This is a genomic window from Streptomyces sp. S186 (assembly GCF_051603415.1).
GTDB lineage: Bacteria > Actinomycetota > Actinomycetes > Streptomycetales > Streptomycetaceae > Streptomyces.
Genome location: NZ_CP193932.1, coordinates 5,365,793 through 5,387,625, shown reverse-complemented (window position 1 = coordinate 5,387,625; position 21,833 = coordinate 5,365,793). Strand labels below are relative to the sequence as shown.

Annotated in this window: 15 protein-coding genes and 1 tRNA gene; 7 read left to right on the top strand and 9 right to left on the bottom strand. The window is 72.8% G+C overall.

Translation table 11 applies throughout. From position 1 onward, the window contains the following. Positions 1-38 precede the first annotated feature (38 nt). Positions 39-1,796, top strand: a complete 1,758-nt coding sequence (locus tag ACRAS8_RS23225) for an FHA domain-containing protein (RefSeq protein WP_438487928.1) — start codon at positions 39-41, stop codon at positions 1,794-1,796. A 154-nt stretch (positions 1,797-1,950) separates the two neighbouring features. Further along, entirely contained in the window at positions 1,951-2,355 is a 405-nt protein-coding gene (locus ACRAS8_RS23220) for a globin (RefSeq protein ID WP_438487927.1), read from the top strand. Between the two features lie 195 nt (positions 2,356-2,550). On the opposite strand, the gene ACRAS8_RS23215 is transcribed toward ACRAS8_RS23220, so the two are convergent. The 7 genes from ACRAS8_RS23215 to ACRAS8_RS23185 all read right to left on the bottom strand — a co-directional run bounded on the left by ACRAS8_RS23215 (position 2,551) and on the right by ACRAS8_RS23185 (position 12,589). Further along, positions 2,551-3,363, bottom strand: coding sequence for a hypothetical protein (locus tag ACRAS8_RS23215; protein ID WP_438487926.1), 813 nt, complete (start codon positions 3,361-3,363; stop codon positions 2,551-2,553). Next, positions 3,360-3,809, bottom strand: a complete 450-nt coding sequence (locus ACRAS8_RS23210) for an acyl-CoA thioesterase (RefSeq protein ID WP_438487925.1) — start codon at positions 3,807-3,809, stop codon at positions 3,360-3,362. Before ACRAS8_RS23210 ends, ACRAS8_RS23215 begins: the two co-directional genes overlap by 4 nt. 4 nt (positions 3,810-3,813) lie before the next feature. Further along, positions 3,814-5,478: an energy-dependent translational throttle protein EttA gene (gene ettA / locus ACRAS8_RS23205; RefSeq protein WP_438487924.1), complete on the bottom strand. Its 1,665-nt coding sequence runs from the start codon at positions 5,476-5,478 to the stop codon at positions 3,814-3,816. 317 nt (positions 5,479-5,795) lie between these two features. Next, positions 5,796-7,199, bottom strand: coding sequence for an LAETG motif-containing sortase-dependent surface protein (locus ACRAS8_RS23200; RefSeq protein ID WP_438487923.1), 1,404 nt, complete (start codon positions 7,197-7,199; stop codon positions 5,796-5,798). Between the two features lie 232 nt (positions 7,200-7,431). After that, a complete protein-coding gene (locus ACRAS8_RS23195; protein WP_438487922.1) occupies positions 7,432-7,986 on the bottom strand; it encodes a single-stranded DNA-binding protein in 555 nt (184 codons plus the stop codon). A gap of 494 nt (positions 7,987-8,480) precedes the next feature. After that, positions 8,481-10,340, bottom strand: a complete 1,860-nt coding sequence (locus ACRAS8_RS23190) for a GTPase (protein WP_438487921.1) — start codon at positions 10,338-10,340, stop codon at positions 8,481-8,483. 494 nt (positions 10,341-10,834) lie between these two features. After that, positions 10,835-12,589 carry a dynamin family protein gene (locus ACRAS8_RS23185; protein ID WP_438487920.1) on the bottom strand — a complete coding sequence of 585 codons (1,755 nt, stop codon included), beginning with the start codon at positions 12,587-12,589 and terminating at the stop codon, positions 10,835-10,837. A 308-nt stretch (positions 12,590-12,897) separates the two neighbouring features. Between ACRAS8_RS23185 and ACRAS8_RS23180 the strand changes: the two genes are divergently transcribed. Continuing rightward, positions 12,898-12,973 (top strand) — tRNA-Arg (locus tag ACRAS8_RS23180). A 328-nt stretch (positions 12,974-13,301) separates the two neighbouring features. Here the strand turns inward: ACRAS8_RS23180 and ACRAS8_RS23175 are convergent. Together ACRAS8_RS23175 and ACRAS8_RS23170 are read right to left on the bottom strand one after the other, a co-directional pair. Continuing rightward, entirely contained in the window at positions 13,302-13,550 is a 249-nt protein-coding gene (locus ACRAS8_RS23175) for a hypothetical protein (RefSeq protein WP_438487919.1), read from the bottom strand. A 793-nt stretch (positions 13,551-14,343) separates the two neighbouring features. Further along, a complete protein-coding gene (locus ACRAS8_RS23170; RefSeq protein WP_438487918.1) occupies positions 14,344-15,060 on the bottom strand; it encodes a DUF4232 domain-containing protein in 717 nt (238 codons plus the stop codon). Between the two features lie 410 nt (positions 15,061-15,470). Here ACRAS8_RS23170 and ACRAS8_RS23165 point away from each other — a divergent pair, with 410 nt between their 5' ends. The 4 genes from ACRAS8_RS23165 to ACRAS8_RS23150 all read left to right on the top strand — a co-directional run bounded on the left by ACRAS8_RS23165 (position 15,471) and on the right by ACRAS8_RS23150 (position 21,810). Continuing rightward, entirely contained in the window at positions 15,471-17,108 is a 1,638-nt protein-coding gene (locus tag ACRAS8_RS23165) for a sensor histidine kinase (protein ID WP_438487917.1), read from the top strand. A 28-nt stretch (positions 17,109-17,136) separates the two neighbouring features. Beyond that, the gene (locus ACRAS8_RS23160) at positions 17,137-17,901 is read left to right on the top strand and encodes a response regulator (protein WP_438487916.1); all 765 of its coding nucleotides are present in this window, start codon (positions 17,137-17,139) and stop codon (positions 17,899-17,901) included. A gap of 342 nt (positions 17,902-18,243) precedes the next feature. After that, complete coding sequence (locus ACRAS8_RS23155) at positions 18,244-19,050, top strand: ABC transporter ATP-binding protein (RefSeq protein WP_438490572.1); 807 nt, start codon at positions 18,244-18,246, stop codon at positions 19,048-19,050. Positions 19,051-19,167: 117 nt separating this feature from the next. Then, on the top strand, positions 19,168-21,810 hold the full coding sequence (locus tag ACRAS8_RS23150; RefSeq protein ID WP_438487915.1) for an ABC transporter permease: 2,643 nt from the start codon (positions 19,168-19,170) through the stop codon (positions 21,808-21,810). Positions 21,811-21,833: the final 23 nt, after the last annotated feature.

Here is a 21,833-nt window from a genome sequence, read left to right as displayed (position 1 = left end):
CCACCCGGAAGTAACGGTACGGAGGGGGAAGAACCGACATGCCGACCTGCCCGAGCGGCCACCAGTCGGTGGCCGAAGACTGGTGCGAGGTGTGCGGCCAGCGCATGGCGGGTGCCGTCCCCCCGCCGCCCTCCCTGCCGGCGGGATTCCTGAACACGCCGCCGCCCGCCGAGCCGAACGGCCCCGCGGGCCCGCCGCCCGGCCAGCCCGGTCCGCCGCCCGGAGCACCGGGTCCCGGTCCGGCCGGTCAGCCCGGTCCGCCGCCGCCCGGCATGCCCGGCCCGGGTGGCCCCGGCGGCCAGGCCCCGCAGGGTGGTTACGGTTTTCCGCCGCCCGGCATGCCCGGCCCTGGGGGGCCGGGTAGTTCCGGCGGTCCGGGCGGTCCTGGTACGCCGGGTCCCGGCGCTCCCGGTATGGCGCCGCACGGTGCGCCCGCGGGCGGTCCCGGTGGTCCGGGCGGTCCCGGCAGTCCCGGTGGCCAGCCGCCACAGGGCGGCTACGGCTTCCCCCCACCGGCGCCCGGCCCGGGCGGTCCCGGCGGCCCGGGCGCCCCCGGCATGCCGGCCCCCGCTCCCGGCACGCCCCCGCACGGCACCCCGCCGCCCGGCGCGCCCGCACCCGGGATGCCCGCGCCCGGTGCCCCGGCTCCGGCGCCCGGTCCCGAGCAGTCCACCGAGTTCTGCCCGCAGTGCCGCACGCCGCGCGAGGGCATGGCGCCGTTCTGCACGGAGTGCCAGTACAACTTCCTCACCAACTCGCCGGCGTCGTTCGCCCCGCCGCCCGGCGCCCCCGCGCCCGGCCCCGGCGGCCAGCCGCCACAGGGCGGCTACGGCTTCCCCCCGCCGGCACCCGGCCCCGGTGGTCCCGGCGGCCCCGGTGCGCCCATGCCCGGCCCCGGCGGCCAGCCGCCGCAGGGCGGTTACGGATTCCCGCCGCCGCAGGCCCCGTTCGAGCAGCCGGCGCCCTACGAGCAGCAGGCACCGTTCGAGCAGCAGGCGCCCTACGAGCAGCAGGCACCGTTCGAGCAGCAGGCACCGCAGCAGTCGGGCCCGCCGCCCGGGATGCCCGGCCCCGGCGGCTACCCGGGCCAGCCCGGCCCGCCTCCCGGCATGCCCGGCCCCGGCCCGGCCGGCCGGCCCGGTCCGCCGCCCCCGCAGCAGGGCGGCGACGACTGGACGCTGACCCCGCCGCAGCAGGCGCAGGCCGCCCCCGCCGCCCCGCCGATGGCGCCCCCGCCGCCCGGACCCGGCCCGCAGGCCCCCTTCGAGCAGCAGCAGCCGCCGGCGCCGTTCCCGCCGCAGCAGCCCCAGCCGGGTCCCGACGGCCAGTGGGGCGGCGGCCCCGGCCAGGCTCCGGCGGCGCCGGAGCAGGGCCCGCCACCGGTGGTCGGTGACGGCTGGGTGGTGGCCATCGGGCCGGACCGCGAGTACTTCATGGCGATGATGAGCCGCAGCGGCCCGGAGGCCGCGGGGCTCAACCTCCCCGCGTACTCCCCCGAGCAGGTGCTGCCGCTCGCCGGCGGCCAGGTCTCGGTCGGCCGCCGCCGGAACAGCACCGGCGAGGCCCCGGACGTCGACCTGGGCCGGACCCCGGAGGACCCGGGCGTCTCGCACCAGCACGCCCTGCTCGTCCAGCAGCAGGACGGCAGCTGGGCCGTGGTGGACCAGAACTCCACCAACGGCACGACGGTCAACCTCGCCGAGGAGCCGATCCAGCCGTACGTCCCGGTGCCGCTCCACGAGGGCGACCGGGTGCACGTCGGCGCCTGGACGACCCTGACCGTCCGCCGCGGCTGACCGCCGCACGACACTCGCCAACTCCGGGGCGCGATCAGCCGATCACGCCCCGGAGTTGCGCCGGTTACGCCCCGGAGTCGCATCCAGCGGCAGCCGCCCGGGGAGACGTTCCAAGTCCGCCATCCCCGCTCGCGACGTCTGCCACCATGGACGGGTGAACGACATTCCGCACGGCACCCTTCAGGAGCAGACCTTCTACGAGCAGGTCGGTGGCGAGGACACCTTCCGCCGTCTGGTGCGCCGCTTCTACGAGGGCGTGGCCGAGGACCCGCTGCTGCGGCCGATGTACCCGGAGGAGGATCTGGGGCCGGCCGAGGAACGCCTCGCCCTCTTCCTCATGCAGTACTGGGGCGGCCCCCGCACCTACAGCGAGAACCGCGGCCACCCCCGGCTGCGGATGCGGCACGCTCCATTCACCGTCGACCGGGCCGCGCACGACGCCTGGCTCCGGCACATGCGGGACGCCGTGGACTCCCTCGGCCTGGCCGAGGACCACCGCACACAGCTGTGGAACTACCTCACGTACGCCGCCGCATCAATGATCAACACCGCGGGCTGAGAAACCGGCCGGCGAGCAACCACCGGTGAGAGAACGGTCACACCGCCCGGAACCCCACGGCCGGCCGCCTCCAAATCAATATCCAGCCCGCAATATCCAGCCCGTCCGGCGTTTGAGGACGAGCCCGCAGGGCGATACCGAGCCCGCAGGGCGAGAAGCGCAGGCGCGCGACCCGAGCGTCGCCACGGCACCCGCTCACACCGGCGTAACCGTAAGCCCCGACAACCCGGCCACCCCCGCCGCACGCGGCACCCGCACGGCAACCGACCCATACGGCGTGCTCAGCCGCAGCCATCCCCCGGCAGCCAGCAGCGCCGGCTCCGGCGCGGCACCCGACGCCCCGGCCGAACCCGCCGAGCCGGCCGAACCAACGGCCCCCGCCGCACCAACCCCGGCCCCCGCCGGCACCGCCCCCCGCAGAAACCCGAGCGCCTGCGCGGCATGCACCGCCCGCAACGGCAGCTCCGTGTCGCCCAGCGTCCGCGACCAGATCTCCCGGCCGATCCGGTCCCGCTCGTCCCGGGTGCGCCGCTGCGGCGGCAACGCCTCGTCCCGGGCACGGAACTCGGCGACCGCGGCGGCCACCGCACGCCGCAACGCGTCCGGGGACGGCAACCCGCGCACCCGCGTCCAGCCGCCCCGCGGCGGCAACACCCCGGCCCACGGCGGCCCGGTGACCGCGGCGGGCACGGTGACACTGCCCGCCGCCTCCGCGATGCCCTCAAGAAGCTCCCCGGCGGAAACGGTCACATCGAGGGCCGGACCACCGACGCGCCCCCGGCCGACCCCACCGCCGGCCACTGCCTCAGCACCGGCACCGCCGTCCCCCACCAGCCGCGCGGTGCGAATCGCCAGCACCTCGAAGGACGGCGGGCGGCCGAAGACGGCCAGCACCCCGCCGCCCGCCTGGAGCCGTACCGCCGCCCCGCGGTCGTAGTGGATCAGCCGGCCGAGGAAGGCCGCGAGATCCGCTGCCTCCCCGGCGTCGGCCAGCCGCAGCACCGTCATGCGCCGACGGCCCCTTCCTGATGCGCGGCTTGCTGATGCGCGGCGTCGTCCAGGTACTCCTTGAGGATCGCCTTCTCCTCCGCCGTGAGGCGGCGCGGCCGCTCCGCGGCGAAGTCGAACGGCACGACCACGGTCCGTGCCCGCAGGTAGACCCTGTCCTCGTCCTTCACCTCGAACGCCACCGTCACCGACGCCGCCCTGATCTCCGTCACCCACACCTCGACGGTCACCGGCTCGGGCCGGTACACCAACTGCCGCAGGTAGTCGACCTCGTGCCGGGCGACGACCGAGCCGCCCGTGAACGACGGGCTGCCGCCCCCCGGCGCCAGCCGGCGCATGAAGTCGATCCGCGCCTCTTCGAGGTAGCGGACGAACACCACGTTGTTGACATGGCCGTTCGCGTCCATGTCCGACCAGCGCAGGGGGCAGGAGTAGAGGTGCCGCACGGCGTCAGCCCCGGGTGAGCTTCTTGTACGTCGCACGGTGCGGACGGGCCGCGTCCGCGCCCAGCCGCTCGACCTTGTTCTTCTCGTACGACTCGAAGTTGCCCTCGAACCAGAACCACTTGGAGTTGCCCTCGTACGCCAGGATGTGCGTGGCGACGCGGTCGAGGAACCAGCGGTCGTGGGAGACGACCACGGCGCAGCCGGGGAACTCCAGCAGCGCGTTCTCCAGGGAAGACAGCGTCTCGACGTCGAGGTCGTTGGTCGGCTCGTCGAGGAGCAGGAGGTTGCCGCCCTGCTTGAGGGTGAGCGCGAGGTTCAGCCGGTTGCGCTCACCACCGGACAGGACACCCGCCGGCTTCTGCTGGTCCGGGCCCTTGAAGCCGAACGCGGAGACGTAGGCACGCGAGGGCATCTCGACGTGGCCGACGTTGATGTAGTCGAGCTCGTCGGAGACCACGGCCCACAGGGTCTTCTTGGGGTCGATGTTCTCGCGGCTCTGGTCGACGTAGGAGATCCGGACGGTCTCGCCGACCTTGATGTCGCCGGAGTCCGGGGTCTCCAGGCCCTGGATCATCTTGAACAGCGTGGTCTTGCCGGCGCCGTTCGGGCCGATGACGCCGACGATGCCGTTGCGCGGCAGCGTGAAGCTGAGGTCGTCGATGAGGACCTTCTCGCCGAACGCCTTACTGAGGTTGTTGACCTCGACGACGACGTTGCCCAGACGGGGGCCCGGCGGGATCTGGATCTCCTCGAAGTCCAGCTTCCGCATCCGGTCGGCCTCGGCGGCCATCTCCTCGTAACGCGCCAGACGGGCCTTGGACTTGGCCTGCCGCCCCTTGGCGTTGGAGCGGACCCACTCCAACTCTTCCTTCAGGCGCTTGGCGCGCTTGGCGTCCTTCTGGCCCTCGACCTTCAGACGGGTCTGCTTGGTCTCCAGGTACTTGGAGTAGTTGCCCTCGTAGCCGTGGAGGCGGCCGCGGTCGACCTCGCAGATCCAGCCGGCGACGTTGTCGAGGAAGTACCGGTCGTGGGTGACGGCGACGACGGTGCCGGGGTACTTCGCCAGGTGCTGCTCCAGCCACTGCACCGACTCGGCATCGAGGTGGTTGGTGGGCTCGTCGAGGAGCAGCAGGTCGGGGGCCTCCAGCAGCAGCTTGCACAGCGCGACGCGGCGGCGCTCACCACCGGAGAGGTTGGTGACCGGCCAGTCGCCGGGCGGGCAGCCGAGGGCGTCCATGGCCTGTTCGAGCTGGGTGTCGAGGTCCCAGGCGTTGGCGTGGTCCAGGTCCTCCTGGAGCTTGCCCATCTCCTCCATCAGCGCGTCGGAGTAGTCGGTCGCCATCAGCTCGGCGACCTCGTTGAAGCGCTTGAGCTTGTCCATGGTCTCGCGGGCGCCGTCCTGGACGTTCTCCAGGACCGTCTTGGACTCGTCCAGCGGCGGCTCCTGCATGAGCATGCCGACGGTGTAGCCCGGCGAGAGGAAGGCGTCACCGTTCGACGGCTGCTCAAGACCGGCCATGATCTTCAGCACCGTGGACTTACCGGCGCCGTTGGGACCCACGACGCCGATCTTCGCGCCGGGCAGGAAGGCGAGCGTCACGTCATCGAGGATGACCTTGTCGCCGTGCGCCTTGCGCGCCTTGCGCATCGTGTAGATGTACTCAGCCAAGAGAAACCGTCCGGCAGTTTGGATCTATCAGGTGGTCTGGGTGGCTCCGCCGCGTGGGCCGTGGTGCGGCGTGGCCGCGCGAGGGCAGATACACCCCATCTTGCCGTACGTCCATCCCAGGACGGAAACGGGTTCCGGAGGACGGACGGCGACGGACGGCGAAGGCCCCGGAGCGGACAGTACGCTCCGGGGCCTTCGACTTCTGGTGTCCGGTGACCGACTTCGGTGTCCGGTGACCGTCCGCTCACTGCGTGCCGACGGCACGCTCACCGGTGGTCACGGGGACCGCCTGCGGCCGGGACGACCGGCCCGCCTGCTCAGGCGGACTGCCCGGTCTTCTTCTTGCGCAGGAAGAACACCGCTCCGCCGCCGACCAGAACGAGGACGACCGCGATGCCCGCGATCACCGGGGTGGCGCTGCTGGAACCGGTCTCGGCGAGGTCGGTGCCGTGACCGCCGGTGGTGCTGCCGCCGGTGGTGCCGCCGGCCGAGGCCGGGCTCGGGTGCGGCGAAGGCTGGCCACCGTTGCCGGTGGTCTTGCAGTCCAGAACGCCGGAGAAGGTCTTCTTGAAGCCGCCGGCACCGGTGATCGTGATCTGGTACGGCTGGTCCTCGCCGACCGGAACGGTCACGGTCTTGGACGCGCCCGGCGCGACCTCGTAGTCCTTGCCGGACAGCTGGAAGCGGAACGCCTCATCGCCCTTGTTGCTCGCGGTGACGTCCACGCCGCCCTTGGCGCAGTTCTTCTCCGCGGTGATCGCCGGGATCGCGCCCTGCTTCTTCCAGGAGGCCGTGGCGGCCGCCGAGACCGTGGACTCGCTGGAGCCGGCCAGGATCTGGGTCTGGCTCCTGGCGTGCACGCCGATGCCGGTGAAGGCGCGGCCGACCGGGACCTTGGTCGCGGCCTGCGCGGTCAGCGAGGTGGTGCCGTCGGCGGCGCCCTTGGGGACGTCGAAGAACAGCTGGCTGCCGTCGTGGGCGCTCTTGACCGGCTTGCCGTCCTTGCCCACGATCTTCACACCGGCCGGCGTGCCCGCCGCCGGGGAGACGGTGACGCTGTCGGCGTTGGTGTGCACGGTGACCGGGCCGATCTTGCCGCCGGACTTGCCGGAGACCGCGGGCGGGTCGAGGGTCAGCGACGCCTTGGGCTCGGCGACACTCTGCGCGTTCTTCTCCAGGAAGTCGGCGAGCTTCTCGGCTGCCGGGTCGACCGCGTCCACCTTGACGTGGTCGGAGAAGCGCCAGATCGCGACCTGGGTGCCGGCCGCGGCGGTCTTCTCGCTCAGCTGCCCGGCACCGGCCTTGGCGGAGAGCGCGGCCAGGTCGTTCACCTGCGGGTAGGAGTTCTGCAGGATCCAGCGGATCTTGCCGGCGTCCGCGTTGTTGTGCAGCGACGAGGCGCTCCAGGGCACTTCCTGGTAGCGGGCCTGCTGCTGCGTCGGGTTGTGGATGTCGATGCAGTACGTCTGGAGCGTGCCGCCGTTGTCCACCGACATCTCGAAGAGGCCGGCGCCGACGCGCTGGTCCCCTCCGTCACCGTGCACCACGGCCTGGTCGAAGGTCTTCAGACCGCCGAGGGTCGCGGTGGCGCCCCCGTGCGATGCGGCCGGGTCGTCCGCCACGGCGGTCCCCGCGGTGGCTATCGTGCCCGCCGCGATGAGGCCGGAGGCCAAGACCGCGGCGGCAAGGCGGGCTGCGCCCCGCCCCTTCATCGAAAGCATGATTTCCCCTCTGGGCGAGGCGGTCGGCTGGAGAGCTCGCCTCACCGGAAAGATCCCAAGAACTCAACGGCCGAACTGGTCAGCCTGGTCGGCCCCCGTGAGTACTCGTCGGATCTTATGGAGCGGGCGCATCAAGGTCCCCGGCAATGGCGCCCCATAAGCGATCCGAATCGCAATCGTTACCGAATACGCGCAGGGTGTACCGACATTATCGATAAATCGCCGGGCGTTTTCAGGGCACAGATACCTTCTGGGGCGAATTGCCGGTCGGGGCCGCACTCCCCTCCGGAACACCCGTCGGCCGTTCCGACGCGCCCGCCAATACCACGGTCGTACCCGATTCAACTTCCTCCAACGTGCGCGGCTCCCCGCCCACTTCCCCCTCCGCCCGACTTCCCTCTCCCGCTTTCCGCACCTTCGCCACCCGGCGGAATGCCGAGGTGCCGCGCGCGAGATCGTGACCGATCGCAAGGGCGTCGACCTCCGCCGCGAACCAGCGCTGGCCGCCCTTCTCCGGCGACTGCTCCCCCTCCCGCAGACGCAACCGCCCCTGGACGACCAGGGGTTCCCCGACCGCCACCGAGGCCGCGACATTGTCCGCGAGCGCCCGCCAGGACCGCACCGTGTAGAAACTCGTCTCCCCGTCGGTCCAGCACTCCCGCGCCCTGTCCCACCGCCGCGAGGTCGCCGCCATACGGAACCGCGCCACCGACACCCCCGCCGCGGTCTCCCGGTGCTCCACCGCCGTGGCCACGTTCCCCACCAGCGTCACCATCGTGTCGTTCATGATTGACTCCCCCGTTCCCCTCTTTATGACGTCGCTTCAGTTCAGTACGTCGCCACGTTCACGTCTTGCGTCTTGCGTCTTCCGCCTTGCACGGTGCTTCGCCTCTTCGGCGCTTCACCTTCCGCGCTTCGGTATTCCGGCACTCCGGCCTTGCTTCTCCTCCGGTGCTTCTTTGTCATTACGCGACTTCGGTGCGTAACTTCCCGTGCGCGCCTTCCGCGCACGTCACGCGTGTCCTCCTATCGAGCCTTCATGGCGTCAATCTCCTTGCCACACATGACTGTTGATTCCGATCGCTTTACGCGGCATTGCGTCGGTCGGGCCCTTCCGCGCCGCGCCTCGCAGAACCCATCGTGCAGGGCCGCGGCGCCGGCCGCGGCGGGCTGTGGACGAAACAGCCGCCTACGGCCACCTGTGGAAAACTCCGTCACCCGGACGAGGGGCGGACGGCGTTCCGTCCGCCGCCCGCCCCTCCCGCTCCCGCCCGCCCCGGCTCACACGCCGGACGCCACCGCGTACCGCTCCCGCACCTCGCGGTACCGCAGCAGTTCGGCGGCCACCGGCTCCAGCACCCGCGCCCGGCCGCACCCGGCCGCCGCGCCCCGCAGCCGGCGCTCGGCCTCCTGCCCGTACCGCCGGGCCGGGCCGCGGGCCACCAGTCCGCACAACCAGGTCAGCACCGGGCCGCCCACCGAGCCCACGACCGCCGGCAACACCCCGGACAGCCACTCCGCCGCATCCGTCACTCCCGTCACGGCACCCAGCAGCCACAACACGCCGACCACCTGAAGGATGAACAGCAGCCCCTGCACCGCGGCCGCCACCGTCCACCACCGCGGTCTCGCGTCCGGCCCGTGCCGCAGCGCCTCCTCGGCCTCGGCCGCCACCGCGTCCAGCGCCTCCGGCAGCCCCTCGGCACCCCGCCCCGCAGCCTCCCGCACCGCCTGCGCCCAAGGCACCGGCAGCCCCAGCGCAGCCGCGCCCGCCACGGTCCGGACCGCCTGCTCCACCACCGGCCGCGCGGCCGCCCGCCCGTCCCCGCCCCGCACGGATCCGGCGGCCACCGAGCGTACGGGCACGGCCCCGGCGGCCTCGTCCCCGGAGCGGCCACGCCCGGAACGGGTGCGTCCGGAACGCATGCGTCCGGATTCGTCCGATCCTGATCCACCTTGCCCTGATCCATCCGGTCCTGCGCCCGCGGGCCCGGCCCCAACTCCCGTCCGCGGTGCGGCGATCCGGACCGCCCCCGGCCCCGCCCCGAGGCCGCCTCCGCCGGTCATCGCCGTCGTGCCCCGCCGCCGCGCCCGACGGGCCTTCCGCCGGGATCGCAGCCGCGACCACGGCGAGCCGCACGCCCGCGCGGCGTGCCGCAGCCAGTCCCGTTCCGCCGCCCGCCCGATGGCCGCCGCCCCCACCGCCTCGGCGAGCCGGTCGTCGAACTCCTCCCGGGCCCGTTCGGTCAGGCCCACCCGGCTGTCCGCGACATACGCCGTCCGCAGGCGCTCCGCCGCGGTGTCCACGTCCGCCGTCAGCCTGCGGTCCGCCGCGCCCCGTTCCGCGACGAACTGGCCCAGCGCCTCGCGCAGTTCCGCCACCCCCTCGCCGGTCGCCGCGGAGAGCGCCAGGACCGCCGCCCCCGGTTCCCCGTGCTCGCCCAGCGCCAGCCCGTCCTCGTCCAGCAGCCGGCGCAGGTCGTCCACCACCTGGTCGGCGGCGTCGCCGGGCAGCCGGTCCACCTGGTTGAGCACCACGAACGTGACCTCGGCGTAGCCCGCCAGGGGCCGCAGATAGCGCTCGTGGAGCACCGCGTCCGCGTACTTCTCCGGGTCGACCACCCAGATGACCGCGTCCACCAGCTTCAGCAGCCGGTCGACCTGTTCACGGTTCTCGACGGCCGACGAGTCGTGGTCGGGCAGGTCGAGCAGGACCAGCCCGGCCAGTTCGGGGCTGCCCTGCGCGGGGGTGTGGCGGCGGTGCACCGGGACCCCGAGGCGGCGCAGCAGCCCCTCCGCGCCCGGCCGGCCGCCCGACCAGACGCAGGCCACCGGTTCGGCGGTGGTGGGGCGGCGCGCACCGGCCTCCGAACAGGGCGCGCCGACAAGGGCGTTGAACAGCGAGGACTTGCCGCTGCCGGTCGCGCCCGCGAGGGCGACGACGGTGTGCTCCCCCGACAGCCGGTACCGCTCGTCGGCCGCCTCCAGCACCCGCCCGGCCTCGTCCAGCACCGTCCCGTCCAGTCGGCTCCGGGACAGCGCGATCAGCTCCCGCAACGCCTCCAACCGGGGACGCAGCCCCACCTCCGCGGCCCGCCGCGCCTCACCGGGCACCCACTTGTACCCGGGCCGGCACCCCATGATCTCGTCCTCGACGCCTACGACCGCCCCGGCTCGGTCCCCGGCCCCGCCGTCCCGCCCCGTCCCGGCAACCGCTCCCCCACCCGCCCCACGGGTCACTCGCCCACGGGCACCCCCGCCCGCCCCACTCATCCCACGGACGCCGCCCACCCCAGCACCAGCCACATCGCCCCCAACGACGTCAACACCATCAGCGCCAACCGTGCCCTCCGCACCAGCAGACGCACCGGCCTCGGCCATGACCATGGCCGTCAGCACAGCGTCCACCTCATCCACCTCGTCGATCTCGTCGCCCTCATCGACCTCCCCCGCCGCCGGCACACCGTCCTCCCGCACCCCCCTCTCCGATCCACCGCTCTCCCGCGCGTCATCCGTCCACTCCTCGCTCCGCACCCGCCGCGCGATCACCCCGTCATCCCAGGCCCCGTTGACGCGCACCACCCCCTCCCCGCCCTCATCGGTCCCCATCTCCACCCGTCGCCGCTCGGACTCCGTCACCCGGTCACTGCCTCTCTCCCACACCGATCCGCCTCCGCGCGCCCACGCGCGCGTTCCGTCTCCCACTCCGTCACCGGCTGTCGCCGGCGCTGCTCCCGCTGCACCACGGACAGCGCGGCGATCAGTTCCGCCTGCTGGTCCGGCGGCACCGTCAGCCGGTCCAACGGGGCCAGCCGGCGCTCCCGTTCACCGTCCAGGGCGTACCGCAGGTACCTGGTCAGCAACCGGGCGCCCTGGTCGCACAGCCGCAGCGCGCTCTGCGCCCCCAACAGGTCGGCGAGGTTCTCCCCGGCCGTACGGGCCCGGCGCCCGCCGAGCAGCGCGGTGGCCAGCAGGGCCGCCGGTTCCTCCACGTCCACCGGGTCGGCCCGTTCACCGGCCTGGCCGCCGCGCGTTTCCCGGGCCTCCTCCTCGGCGAGTTCCTCCAGGCAGCGCCGCCAGCGCCGGACGATCACACCGATCCGGCCGGCGGCGCCGGCGGCCCCGTCCGCCGCGTTCGCCGCCACGTCGGCCGCCGCGGGGTCCCGCCGCCAGGCGCCCGCGGCCCGCTCGTCCGCCTCCTCGACGGCGCAGGCCAGCAGCGCGGTGAGCCCGCGGGTGAGCGCGTCCAGCAGTTCGTCGGGGCGGCCGCCGAGCCCGTGCGCGTGCCAGTGGGCGCGCGCGTCGCCGGCCAGGACCTCGCCCGCCGCGACCTCGCGCCGCACCCGTTCCGCCGCCTCCTCGTACGCCTCCTCGACCCGGCCGGCCAGCCGCAGCGCCGCGGCGTGCTGTGCGGCGGCGGCGCCGGCCAGCGAGGGCATCCGGCTGCGGAGCGAGGCGATCACGCCCGTGGCGGTCCGGTCCGCGGCGGCGCTACGGGCGGCGGGGTCCTGGGCGTGCCGTTCGAGCCACTCGCGCAGGCCGGCGACGGCGGTGGCGGGCAGCAGTCCGCGGCCTCCGCCGGCGGACTCGGGCAGCTCGGGGATGGTGAAACGGGGTACGTGGCCGAGCCCGGCCCGGTGCAGGAGTTCCGCGTACCGCCCCGAGATCTCGGCGGCGATCGGGTGCGGTACCCGGTCCAGGACGGTGACCAGCGTGACGTCGTACTCCTTGGCGGTGCGCAGCAGGTGCCAGGGCACCGCGTCCGCGTACCGGGCGGCGGTGGTGACGAGTACCCAGACGTCGGCCGCGCAGATCAGCTCGGCGGCCAGTTCGCGGTTGCCGGCCACCAGGGAGTCGATGTCGGGGGCGTCGAGCAGTGCCAGCCCGCTGGGCAGCGCGGGCTCCGTCTCGATCCGCACGGTCGGCGCCGCCCCGGGCTCGTCCGCCGCCGGTCCGCGCCCCCCGCAGCACCCGTTCTCCCCGCCGTCGTCCCGCTCGCCGTCATCGCCGCCGTCCTGTTCGGGCACCCACACCCGGCTGAGGCCGGGCAGCACCCGCTGCCCGGCGAACCAGCGGTGGTCGTCGGGGTGGCACACCAGCACCGGCGTACGCGTGGTGGGCCGCAGCACCCCCGCCTCGGAGACCCGCCGCCCCACCAGCGAATTGACCAGGGTGGACTTGCCCGCCCCGGTGGAGCCGCCGACGACCGCGAGAAGAGGGGCCTTAGGGGTGCGCAGGCGGGGCATCACATAGTCGTCGAGCTGGGAGAGCAGCTCGGCCCGGTCCCGCCGGGCGCGGGCGGCACCCCCGAGCGGCAGGGGGAATCGGGCGGCATCGACGCGGTCACGCAGTACGGACAGTGCGTCGATCAGCCGGGGTCCTACATCCAAGGTCACCACATGTGAAGAATGCCCAATTTCGTTAGGTTTTTGAAGCGTATAGACCCTTGTGTGCGCCACAGGGATCTCCACAGGACAACAGAGGTGACATTTTGGATTTTCGTAACATCCAAGACGCAGGCATAACGAGTGCACAACACCCGCCTCACGAGGCGCCAAAAGCCGTGCAGGATTCGTACCTGCCTGCGATTATCGGGATCGCTTCACCGAACCTCCACAACGTGCCACGGAGGTGAAGCAACCGGGACGAGGCACCCGGACCTCTATCCTGGTCCGCGGTCCGTGATCCACACCCACCGGCCCCCGTAGCTCAGTGGATAGAGCAGGCGCCTTCTAAGCGCTTGGCCGCAGGTTCGAGTCCTGCCGGGGGCGCCAGAGCAGACCCTCCTTCGGGAGGGTCTTTTTGCTGGCCAGACTGCATGCTGACCAGCAAAAGGAAGCGCCGGACCTTCCCCCGACGTTCGAGGGAAGGTCCGGCGCTGTCCGGCTGTCACCGGGGGCCGACGGGTGGCCGTGTCGAATACGTGTCGAAGACGTCCGGCGCCCTCAGTGCTGGCCCTACATGAGGTGGGTCAGCTCGTGGTTGCCAGGGATGCAGACCTCCCGCAGCGGCTCGCACAGGTGCCAGGCCCGGTGCAGCGCCTCGCCTTTCTCGCCGTCGACCAACTCGATCTCCCAAGCGGCGGCAATCAGAGATCGGGTACTACCGCCGCCACGCTCCCCCACCCCACCCGGTGAAGAAGTCCCGGAGCCGGCGGCGGGGCGCCTCGTCCGCTGGGTAGTTGCCGTCGTCCTCGTCACGGTGGCTGATCACCGTCCAGCTCGCCGTGGGGACCGCGGGATCCAACGACAGTCGGCTGAAGGCCACTTCGAGAAGAGAGTCATCACGACGCTCGGTGGTGAGGTCCGCGGCGACGGTGGCGTTCCTCTCCTCGGCGTCGCGGCTGAACACGAGCGCAGTCGGAAGTCAGGCCGGGTGACGGCCTGGTCGAGCAAAGCCCTGATGTGTGCCTTCTCCGGCTCGGTGCAACCGCCTGGGCGTCGGCCGCTGGACGAGGTCGGCGAGGCGGTAGCCGTCCCTCTGGGCGGATTTGGCGTCGGGGGCCGGGGCGTCCTCGGTGGTCGGGCCCGTGGCTTTCGGTCCTGTGGGGGCGCGGTGGGGTGGGGAAGCCATGCGAGCCGTGCGAGGAGGGGCGCGTCAGCTCGTCCGTGCCTCGGTGTCGAACCGTGTGGGAGGCGGCCGTCGGGTCGAGCGTGACCGTCACGACCGTCTGTCCCAACTCGCGTACGGATTCCCGCAGGGAGCAGGGGGGAAGGGGGCAGGGAGACCAGGATCTTCGTGTGGAACGGGAGTCGGGGGTGCCGGGCAGCTCGTCCGCGGGGGCGGCCTCCGGTCGCCGAGGCCAGACGGCTCGGTGTTGCCGATCCGGGCCGAGCCCGTGGAGACGGAGTCGAGCCCTTGGCCGCGCCCGAACTCCATGAGTGCTCCTGGAAGGGATGCTTGGCCTCCCGACCAGCGTGGCCGCGGAGCACCGCGTCTTCGTCGCTCTCAGGGCGGGTGTTGGCGCCTGCCCATCGACGGACCCGCCTCGGACGTGTCCCTCTTACGGGCTGCCGCTCCTCTGCCTGAAGTCCCGAAGGCAGAGGAGCGGCACATAGCGGACCAGTGGCCGGCGTACACGGGGGTCGATGCCGCCACCCGGGCCAGGGGCCAGAACGCCGGCGGGCCTGCGGATGTGCGGCTGTCAGTCCGTGGCGCCGGGCTTCAGCGGCGTCACGTCGAACTGTCCGCCGCACACCCGCAGGCCGTCGGTGCCGGTGGTCAGCGCGTCCTTGGAGCCGGGCGGGTAGGCGCGGACCAGCTGCGCCGTGGACCAGCACGGTGTGTCCGAGACTCCGTCGTTGACGGTGTGCAGCACGGCGTGGGCGCTCTGTCCGGGCTTCAGGCGGACGGTGCCGCCCGCGGCGCCCGAGCGGGTGGCGGGCTTGCCGACGGGCGTGCCCTCCTTGAGGGTCAGCGAGACGCCGGGGAAGCCGCGCAGCGAACAGGTCTTCTTGCCGTTGTTGGTGAAGACCAGTGGTATGTGGATGTTGCCCGCGCCGATGTCCGTGCGGCCCAGGCGCAGCGACAGGTTGTCGGCGGTGCAGCGGTCCGGGGCGGTCATCGTCGAGGTGTGGGCCTGGAGCGCGCTCGGTGCGTGGGCCGCCTTGCCGTTGGCTGCTGTCTTGCCGTTGGCGGATTTCGCTCCGGCGCCGGACGGGGAGCCGTCGGCGTCGGTGGAATCCCCCTGAGTGGGGTTCCCCTGAGTGCCGGCCGCGGTTGCGGGCGTGGAGGCCGGTGAGGAGTGGGACGCGGAGTTCTTCCCGGTCTGGCAGGCGGACAGCGTGAGCGCCGTGACGGCGATCAGCGATCCGGCGGCGATCCGGCGGCCGCGGCGGAGGGTCTTGGCGGCGAGCGACATCTTTCCGTCTCTTTCTCGTCTGCTGGGGAGGGTCTTTCTCGTCTGCTGGGGCGAGCCCATCCCGGGGTGGGGCGTGCACGGTCGGTCCGTTGTGCTGCTTCCAGCGTGATCCGAGGCGCTGCCGGATCACTAACGAGGAGCTAATGCACCGCTAGCGCCCCAGCCCCATCCGGTCGGGGTCGCTGCATGGTGGACGGTCGACGGTTGCACCGTCGCCGCGCCGGCGGGTGTCCCTCTGCCTTCCGGTAGAGGGACAGTCCCCCGTAGGTCGCAGGATCCGGGTGCTGGCGGCCCTGACAATCGGGGGTATGTCGTTCAGTGCTCCACCAGCCTCCACCTCCGCACCGCGTCCGTCTGTCCGGGGTCCCTTCGCCGGGCCGGGGGAAGAGGGGTGGCGGCTGAGGCGGGCGGTGGGTGAGGGGATCCTCGGCGGGCTGATGGTGCTGCTCACCTACCTGGTGCTGGACTGGTACCGGGGTGTGCCGGCGATGCTCGGCATGACGCTCGACGGCTGGGTCATGGTGGTGCTGGCGCTCGCCGGGGTCGGGCTGGTGGTGGTGCGGCGCCGGTTCCCGGCGGCCGGCGTGCTCGGGCTGTCGGCGCTGATGGGCGTGCTGCCCGCCACGGGGCTGCTGACCGCGGTGGCCTCGTACACCGCGGCCCGGATGATGGAGGCGCGGCGGCGGCGGGCCGCGCTGCTGCTGGCGGGGCTTGCGCCGGCCATGCTGGTCTGCTTCGCGTCGGCTCCCGTCACCGGGCTCGGCAGCAGCCTGTACGGGCTCGCGCTCGGTGCGGTGCTCGCCGCGACCACGGTCCTGGTACCGGGCCTGGTCGGCACCGCGCGCGGGCAGCAGGACCAGCTGGTGCGGGCACTGCGGGAGCGTACGGCCGCCGCCGAGGAGGCGCGGCGGCTCGCCGACAGCGAGTCGCGGATACACGAGCGGTCGCGGATCGCGGCCGAGATGCACGATCTGGTCGGGCACCGGCTGAGTCTGATCTCGCTGCACGCGGGCGGCCTGGAGATGGCGCTGCAGGAGCAGGCCCCCGAGCTGCGGGAGGAGGCGTCGCTGGTGCGCGGCGCCACCCGTGACGCGATGCGCGAACTGCGCGAGGCGCTGGGGGTGTTGGGCCCGCTGGGGCGGGACACCGGCACGGACGCGCTGACCGACGCGACGGGTACTCGTTCGGACATCGAGGCGCTGGTGGCGGAGTCGCGTGGGGTCGGCGTTCCCGTCGAGTTCTCCTGGGAGGGGGACGACCTCGATGCGCTGCCGGCCCGGGTGCGGCGGGCGGTGCACCGGGTGGTGCGCGAGTCGCTCACCAACGTGCACCGGTACGCGGCCGGGGCCCATGTGAGCGTCAGCGTCCACCACGCCGGGGAGCGGGTGGAGGTGCGGGTGCGCAACGGCGCTCCGCCCGTACCGCCCACCGCCGCCACGGGGCTGGGCTCCGGGCGCGGGCTGACCGGCCTGCGGGAGCGGGTGGCCCTGCTCGGCGGCACCTTCGAGGCGGGCGCGACACCGGGCGGCGGGTTCAGCGTGACGGCCGGCATCCCCGCCGCCCCGGCAGACACCGCGGGCCCGGCTCCGGGGGCGCGGGCGGCGGACGCGGCGCCGGACGAGGAAGGGATGCCGGGCGCGGCCGGCCGGCCCTGGCCGGGGCGACGACTGTGGCACGTTCAGCGGGGCCTGACGCGGGCGGCCACCGGGCTGCTCGGCGTGGTGGGTGTGGGGGCGATGATGCTGTTCGGGGTCATCCTCGTCGACAAGGCAAAGCCACCATCCGAATACTCTCGCTTCGAGCCCCGGGTGGGGATGACGCGGGAGCAGCTGCAGAGCAACTGGATCATCGACAACGACCTGGTGCGGGCGGCCGCCGCCGGCCGGGAACCGCGGCGCCCTCGGTCCGCCCAGGACTGCATCTATCCGTCTGTCGACGAGAGCGCCAAGGGCGGGCGGCTGGCGATCGTCCGCTACTGCTTCCGCTCCGACATCCTGATCTCGATCACCCACTTCACCGTGCCTGTGGCCACCGAACCGCAACCGTAACCGCAACCGCCCCACGGGAGCAGGACACATGACTGACGAGCCCGACTCCACCGCCTCCGCGGCCGCCTCCGAGGCCGGCTCCGCGATCCGGGTGCTGCTCGCCGACGACGAGCAGATGATCCGGCACGGCGTCCGGCTGATCCTCCGGCACGCCGAAGGCATCGACGTGGTCGGCGAAGCCGCCAACGGCGCCGAGGCCGTCCGGCTCGCCGCCGAGCACCGGCCCGACGTGGTGCTCCTCGACATCCGCATGCCGGTACTCGACGGGCTCGCCGCCATCGAACGGCTGCGGGTGCTCGACCCTGCCCCGCAGGTCGTCATGCTCACCACGTTCGGCGACGAGGAGAACGTCCTGCGCGCTCTGGCGGCCGGCGCCACCGGCTTCCTGCTCAAGGACGAGGGTCCGCAGGAGCTGATCAGCGCGGTACGGGCGGCCGCCGCCGGGGACGCGGTCCTCTCGCCCGGAGTCACCGGGACCGTCATCCAGCGGATGCTGCGCGGCGGCGCAGCGGGTATCACGAACCGCACAAAGAGCCTGGACAGCCTGGGCAACCTGGAGGGCCCGGAGAGTCCGAACAGCCCAACGGGCCGGCGGCTGGCGGGACTTACCGCCCGGGAGCGCGAGGTGCTGACCATGCTGGGTGAGGGACTGTCCAACCTCGACATCGGCAAGCGGCTGGGCATCGGCGTCGGGACGGTCAAGACGCACGTCCGGTCCATCCTGGACAAGACCGGGTCGGACAGCCGCGTCCAGGCGGCGCTGCTCGCACACCAGGCGGGCTTGATGGGCTAGGGGACACCGCTGTGGCTCGACGAGGACAAGCTCTGTAGCTCGGCCGTGGCCGCCCACACGAAACCGACGGGGCCCGCCGGCATGCTGACGGGCCCCCGGCCGGTTCGCGGCTGACGAGCGGTGGAGCAGTAGCTCTTCGTCCACGTCTTCCTTTCGGCAGAGGCGCTGTCTCCCCAGGGGCATACGCACGTCCGGCGGCTCTGCCCTTCGGCAGGCCGCCGATTCAGGACCTGAGGGCGACGGATCCGGGCCACCTGCGCGACCACGATGGAAGCGAGTCGAGCACCCCTTCCAGGAGTCCCCGGAGTCCCCATGTCGCAGCCCTCCATGTCGCAGCCCTCCATGTCGTACGCAGCCGCCGCCCAGGCACCCCGGCACGCCCCGGTACCCCCGCACGCCCCGGCATCCGCCCCGGCCGCCGCACGCGCCGGCGGACTGAGCAAGGTCTACGGCGAGGGCGAGACCCGCGTCGTGGCGTTGGACTCGGTCTCCGTGGAGTTCGGGCGCGGCCGGTTCACCGCGATCATGGGCCCGTCCGGCTCGGGCAAGTCGACCCTGATGCACTGCATGGCGGGGCTCGACTCGCTCTCCGCGGGCTCCGCCCGGATCGGTGACACCGAGCTCTCCCACCTGGGCGACCGGCAGCTCACCAGGCTCCGCCGGGACAAGATCGGATTCATCTTCCAGGCGTTCAACCTGCTGCCCACGCTGACCGCCATCGAGAACATCACGCTGCCGATGGACATCGCCGGCCGCAAGCCCGACCAGCAGTGGCTGGACCTGGTCGTGGGGACCGTCGGCCTGGCCGAACGGCTCCAGCACCGCCCCTCGCAGCTCTCCGGCGGCCAGCAGCAGCGGGTCGCCGTGGCCCGCGCGCTGGCGAGCCGGCCGGAGATCATCTTCGCGGACGAGCCGACCGGCAACCTCGACTCCCGCTCCGGCGCCGAAGTCCTGGGCTTCCTGCGGGACTCCGTACGGGAGTTGGGGCAGACCATCGTCATGGTGACCCACGACCCGGTGGCCGCCTCCTATGCCGACCGCGTCATCTTCCTCGCCGACGGACGTCTCATCGACGAGCTGCCCGCCCCCACCGCCGAAGCCGTCCTCGACCGGATGCGGCGCTTCGAGGCCAAGGGCCGGACGAGCTGACGCCCCGCCCCACGCCCAACCGCCCGCATCCGTCTCGCGATTCCACCGGCGCGAACCTCCACCGCGCACTTCCCACCGCGTCCCACCCGCCCGCGTACCTCCAGGACTGACACCACCATGCTGCGTACCGCCCTGCGCAACGTCCTTGCGCACAAAGCCCGATTGATGATGACCGCGCTCGCGGTCCTGCTCGGCGTCGCCTTCGTCTCCGGCACCCTCGTCTTCGGCGACACCACCGCGAACGCCTTCCGCAACGCCTCCGCCCAGAGCCTCAAGGGCGTCGCCGTCGCCGTCCAGGCGGGGGAGTCGCCCGGCGACGGGGCACAGACATCCCCCGGCGCCGGCGGCGAGGACGGCGGGAGCACCTCTGTCCTCGACGCCGCGCTGGCACAGAAGATCCGCGCGCTGCCGGGCGTCGATTCGGTACGTCCCACCGTCGACGGCCAGGCCACACTGGCCGGCAAGGACGGCCGCCCGGTCAACGGCGACAGCGCCTCGCAGAACCTGGCCACCAACTACCTGCCCGGCAAGGACGGCAAGGACAGCCACTTCCCGCTGAAGGAGGGCCGCGCCCCCACCGCCGGGGGTGAGCTGGCCCTGGACGCCAAGACCGCCGAGAAGGCCGGCTACCACGTCGGTGACACCGTCCGCTTCGCCACCGACGGGCCCGCGCTGACCAAGAAGCTGGTCGGCATCGTCACCACCGACGACCCGCGCGTCACCGCCGGCGGCACCCTCACCCTCTTCGACACCGCCACCGCGCAGAAGCTGTTCCACATCCCCGGCCACTTCCACAAGATCGACATCGCCGCACGGCCCGGCACCGACGACCGCGCGCTGACCGCCCGGGTGCAGTCCCTGCTGCCCGCCAAGGGCGCCCACGCCACCAGCGGCGCCCAACTGGCCGCCGAACAGGCCCAGCAGATCGACGAAAGCACCACACGGATCACCAAGACGCTGCTGGCCTTCGCGGGCATCGCACTGTTCGTCGGGGTGTTCATCATCGTCAACACCTTCACCATGCTGATCGCCCAGCGCAGCCGTGAGATCGCCCTGCTGCGGGCGGTGGGTGCCTCGCGCCGCCAGGTCGTCCGCTCCGTCCTCATCGAGGCCGCCCTCGTCGGACTCGGCGCCTCCGCCGCCGGCTTCGCGCTCGGCCTCGGCATCGCCACCGCCCTGCACCCCCTGCTCAGCACCGGCGGCGCCGAGCTGCCCGACGGCCCCCTGGTCATCTCGCCCACCGCCCCGCTGGCCTCGCTGGCGGTCGGCGTCGCCGTGACCGTCCTGGCCGCCTGGCTCCCGTCCCGCAAGGCCGCCAGGATCGCCCCGGTCGCGGCACTCAGCAGCGCCGGCCTGGCGCCGCCCGCCCGCACCCTGAGGGTCCGCAACGTCCTCGGCACCCTCCTGGCCGGGCTCGGTGTCGCGGTCATGCTGTACGTCTCCACGCTGAAGACCAGCAAGGAGTCGAACCTGATGACCGCCATGCTCGGCGGCGCCCTGACCCTGTGCGGCATGATCGTCCTGGCCCCGCTGCTCTCCCGCCCCCTGATCACGCTGGCCGGCAAGGTCACCGCGCGCTTCTTCGGCGTCAGCGGCAAGCTGGCCAAGGAGAACGCCCTGCGCAACCCGCGGCGCACCGCCGCCACCGCCTCGGCCCTGATGATCGGCCTCACCCTCATCACCGGCCTCACCGTGGGCGGATACTCCACCCAGCAGGCCCTCGACAAGCAGGCGACCCAGGGCCTGGCCGCCGACTACAAGGTTTCCAACAGCGCCTCCCGCGGCCTCGACACCACCGCGGCCGACGACCTCGCCAAGCTGCCGGGCGTCGCGGCGTCCGCCCCCGTCACCTCCGCGAATTTCGACGCCAACGGCGTCTTCGCCAGGATCACGGGCACGGACCCGAAGGCGTTCGGTAAGGCAGCGGACCTGACATTCCAGACCGGCTCGCTGCGTGACATAGGCCCCGGGAGGATCGCGGTCTCCGACGAGTTCGCACGGCAGGCCGGACTGCACGTAGGCGACACGCTCGACGCCGGCATGAACGCCGGCATGAACGCCGGCGAGGGCGACCCGAACGCCAAGGGCGCGGGGAGCGCAAAGAACACGAAGAGCACGAAGAAGCTGAAGGTCGTCGCCGTCTACGCCAAGTCCCGTGCCGCGTCCGACGCGCTGGGCACCGTGGCCGACGTCCTCCCCTACGCCGACGCCCACAAGCTCGACAACGTCCTGGTCAAGGCCGAGCCCGGCAAGGCCGCAGGACTGGAGCAGCAGATCCGCCAGGCGCTCGACAACAGCCCGCTGCTGAAGGTCCAGACCAAGGAGCAGGTCATCAAGGACAAGAGCGGCTCCCTCACCGTCGTCCTCAACATGCTGTACGGGCTGCTCGCCATGGCCGTCGTCATCGCCGTACTCGGCGTCATCAACACCCTCGCCATGTCGGTCTTCGAACGCACCCGGGAGATCGGAATGCTGCGGGCCATCGGCCTGGACCGCTCCGGGATCAGGCAGATGGTCCGGCTCGAATCGGTGGTCATCTCCCTCTTCGGCGCCCTCCTCGGGATCGGCACGGGCACCTTCCTCGCGTGGGCCGCGGGCGGCCTGACAACGGCGTCGATGCCGATGTACGAGACGGTCCTGCCCTGGGCCAAGCTCGGGCTCTTCCTCGCGCTGGCCGTGCCGATCGGAGTGCTCGCGGCCATCTGGCCGGCCGCCAGGGCCGCCCGGCTGAACATGCTCCGCGCGATCCAGGCGCACTAGGGACCCGCAACGCCATGGCCTAC

Bases quoted from the DNA above. Each gene is read 5' to 3' on its own strand.
- ACRAS8_RS23150 (WP_438487915.1), top strand. From the start codon at position 19,168: ATGCTGCGTACCGCCCTGCGCAACGTCCTTGCGCACAAAGCCCGATTG.
- ACRAS8_RS23195 (WP_438487922.1), bottom strand. From the start codon at position 7,986: ATGAACGACACGATGGTGACGCTGGTGGGGAACGTGGCCACGGCGGTG.
- ACRAS8_RS23200 (WP_438487923.1), bottom strand. From the start codon at position 7,199: ATGCTTTCGATGAAGGGGCGGGGCGCAGCCCGCCTTGCCGCCGCGGTC.
- ACRAS8_RS23160 (WP_438487916.1), top strand. From the start codon at position 17,137: ATGACTGACGAGCCCGACTCCACCGCCTCCGCGGCCGCCTCCGAGGCC.
- ACRAS8_RS23190 (WP_438487921.1), bottom strand. From the start codon at position 10,340: ATGGGGTGCCGGCCCGGGTACAAGTGGGTGCCCGGTGAGGCGCGGCGG.
- ACRAS8_RS23155 (WP_438490572.1), top strand. From the start codon at position 18,244: ATGTCGTACGCAGCCGCCGCCCAGGCACCCCGGCACGCCCCGGTACCC.
- ACRAS8_RS23170 (WP_438487918.1), bottom strand. From the start codon at position 15,060: ATGTCGCTCGCCGCCAAGACCCTCCGCCGCGGCCGCCGGATCGCCGCC.
- ACRAS8_RS23215 (WP_438487926.1), bottom strand. From the start codon at position 3,363: ATGACGGTGCTGCGGCTGGCCGACGCCGGGGAGGCAGCGGATCTCGCG.
- ACRAS8_RS23225 (WP_438487928.1), top strand. From the start codon at position 39: ATGCCGACCTGCCCGAGCGGCCACCAGTCGGTGGCCGAAGACTGGTGC.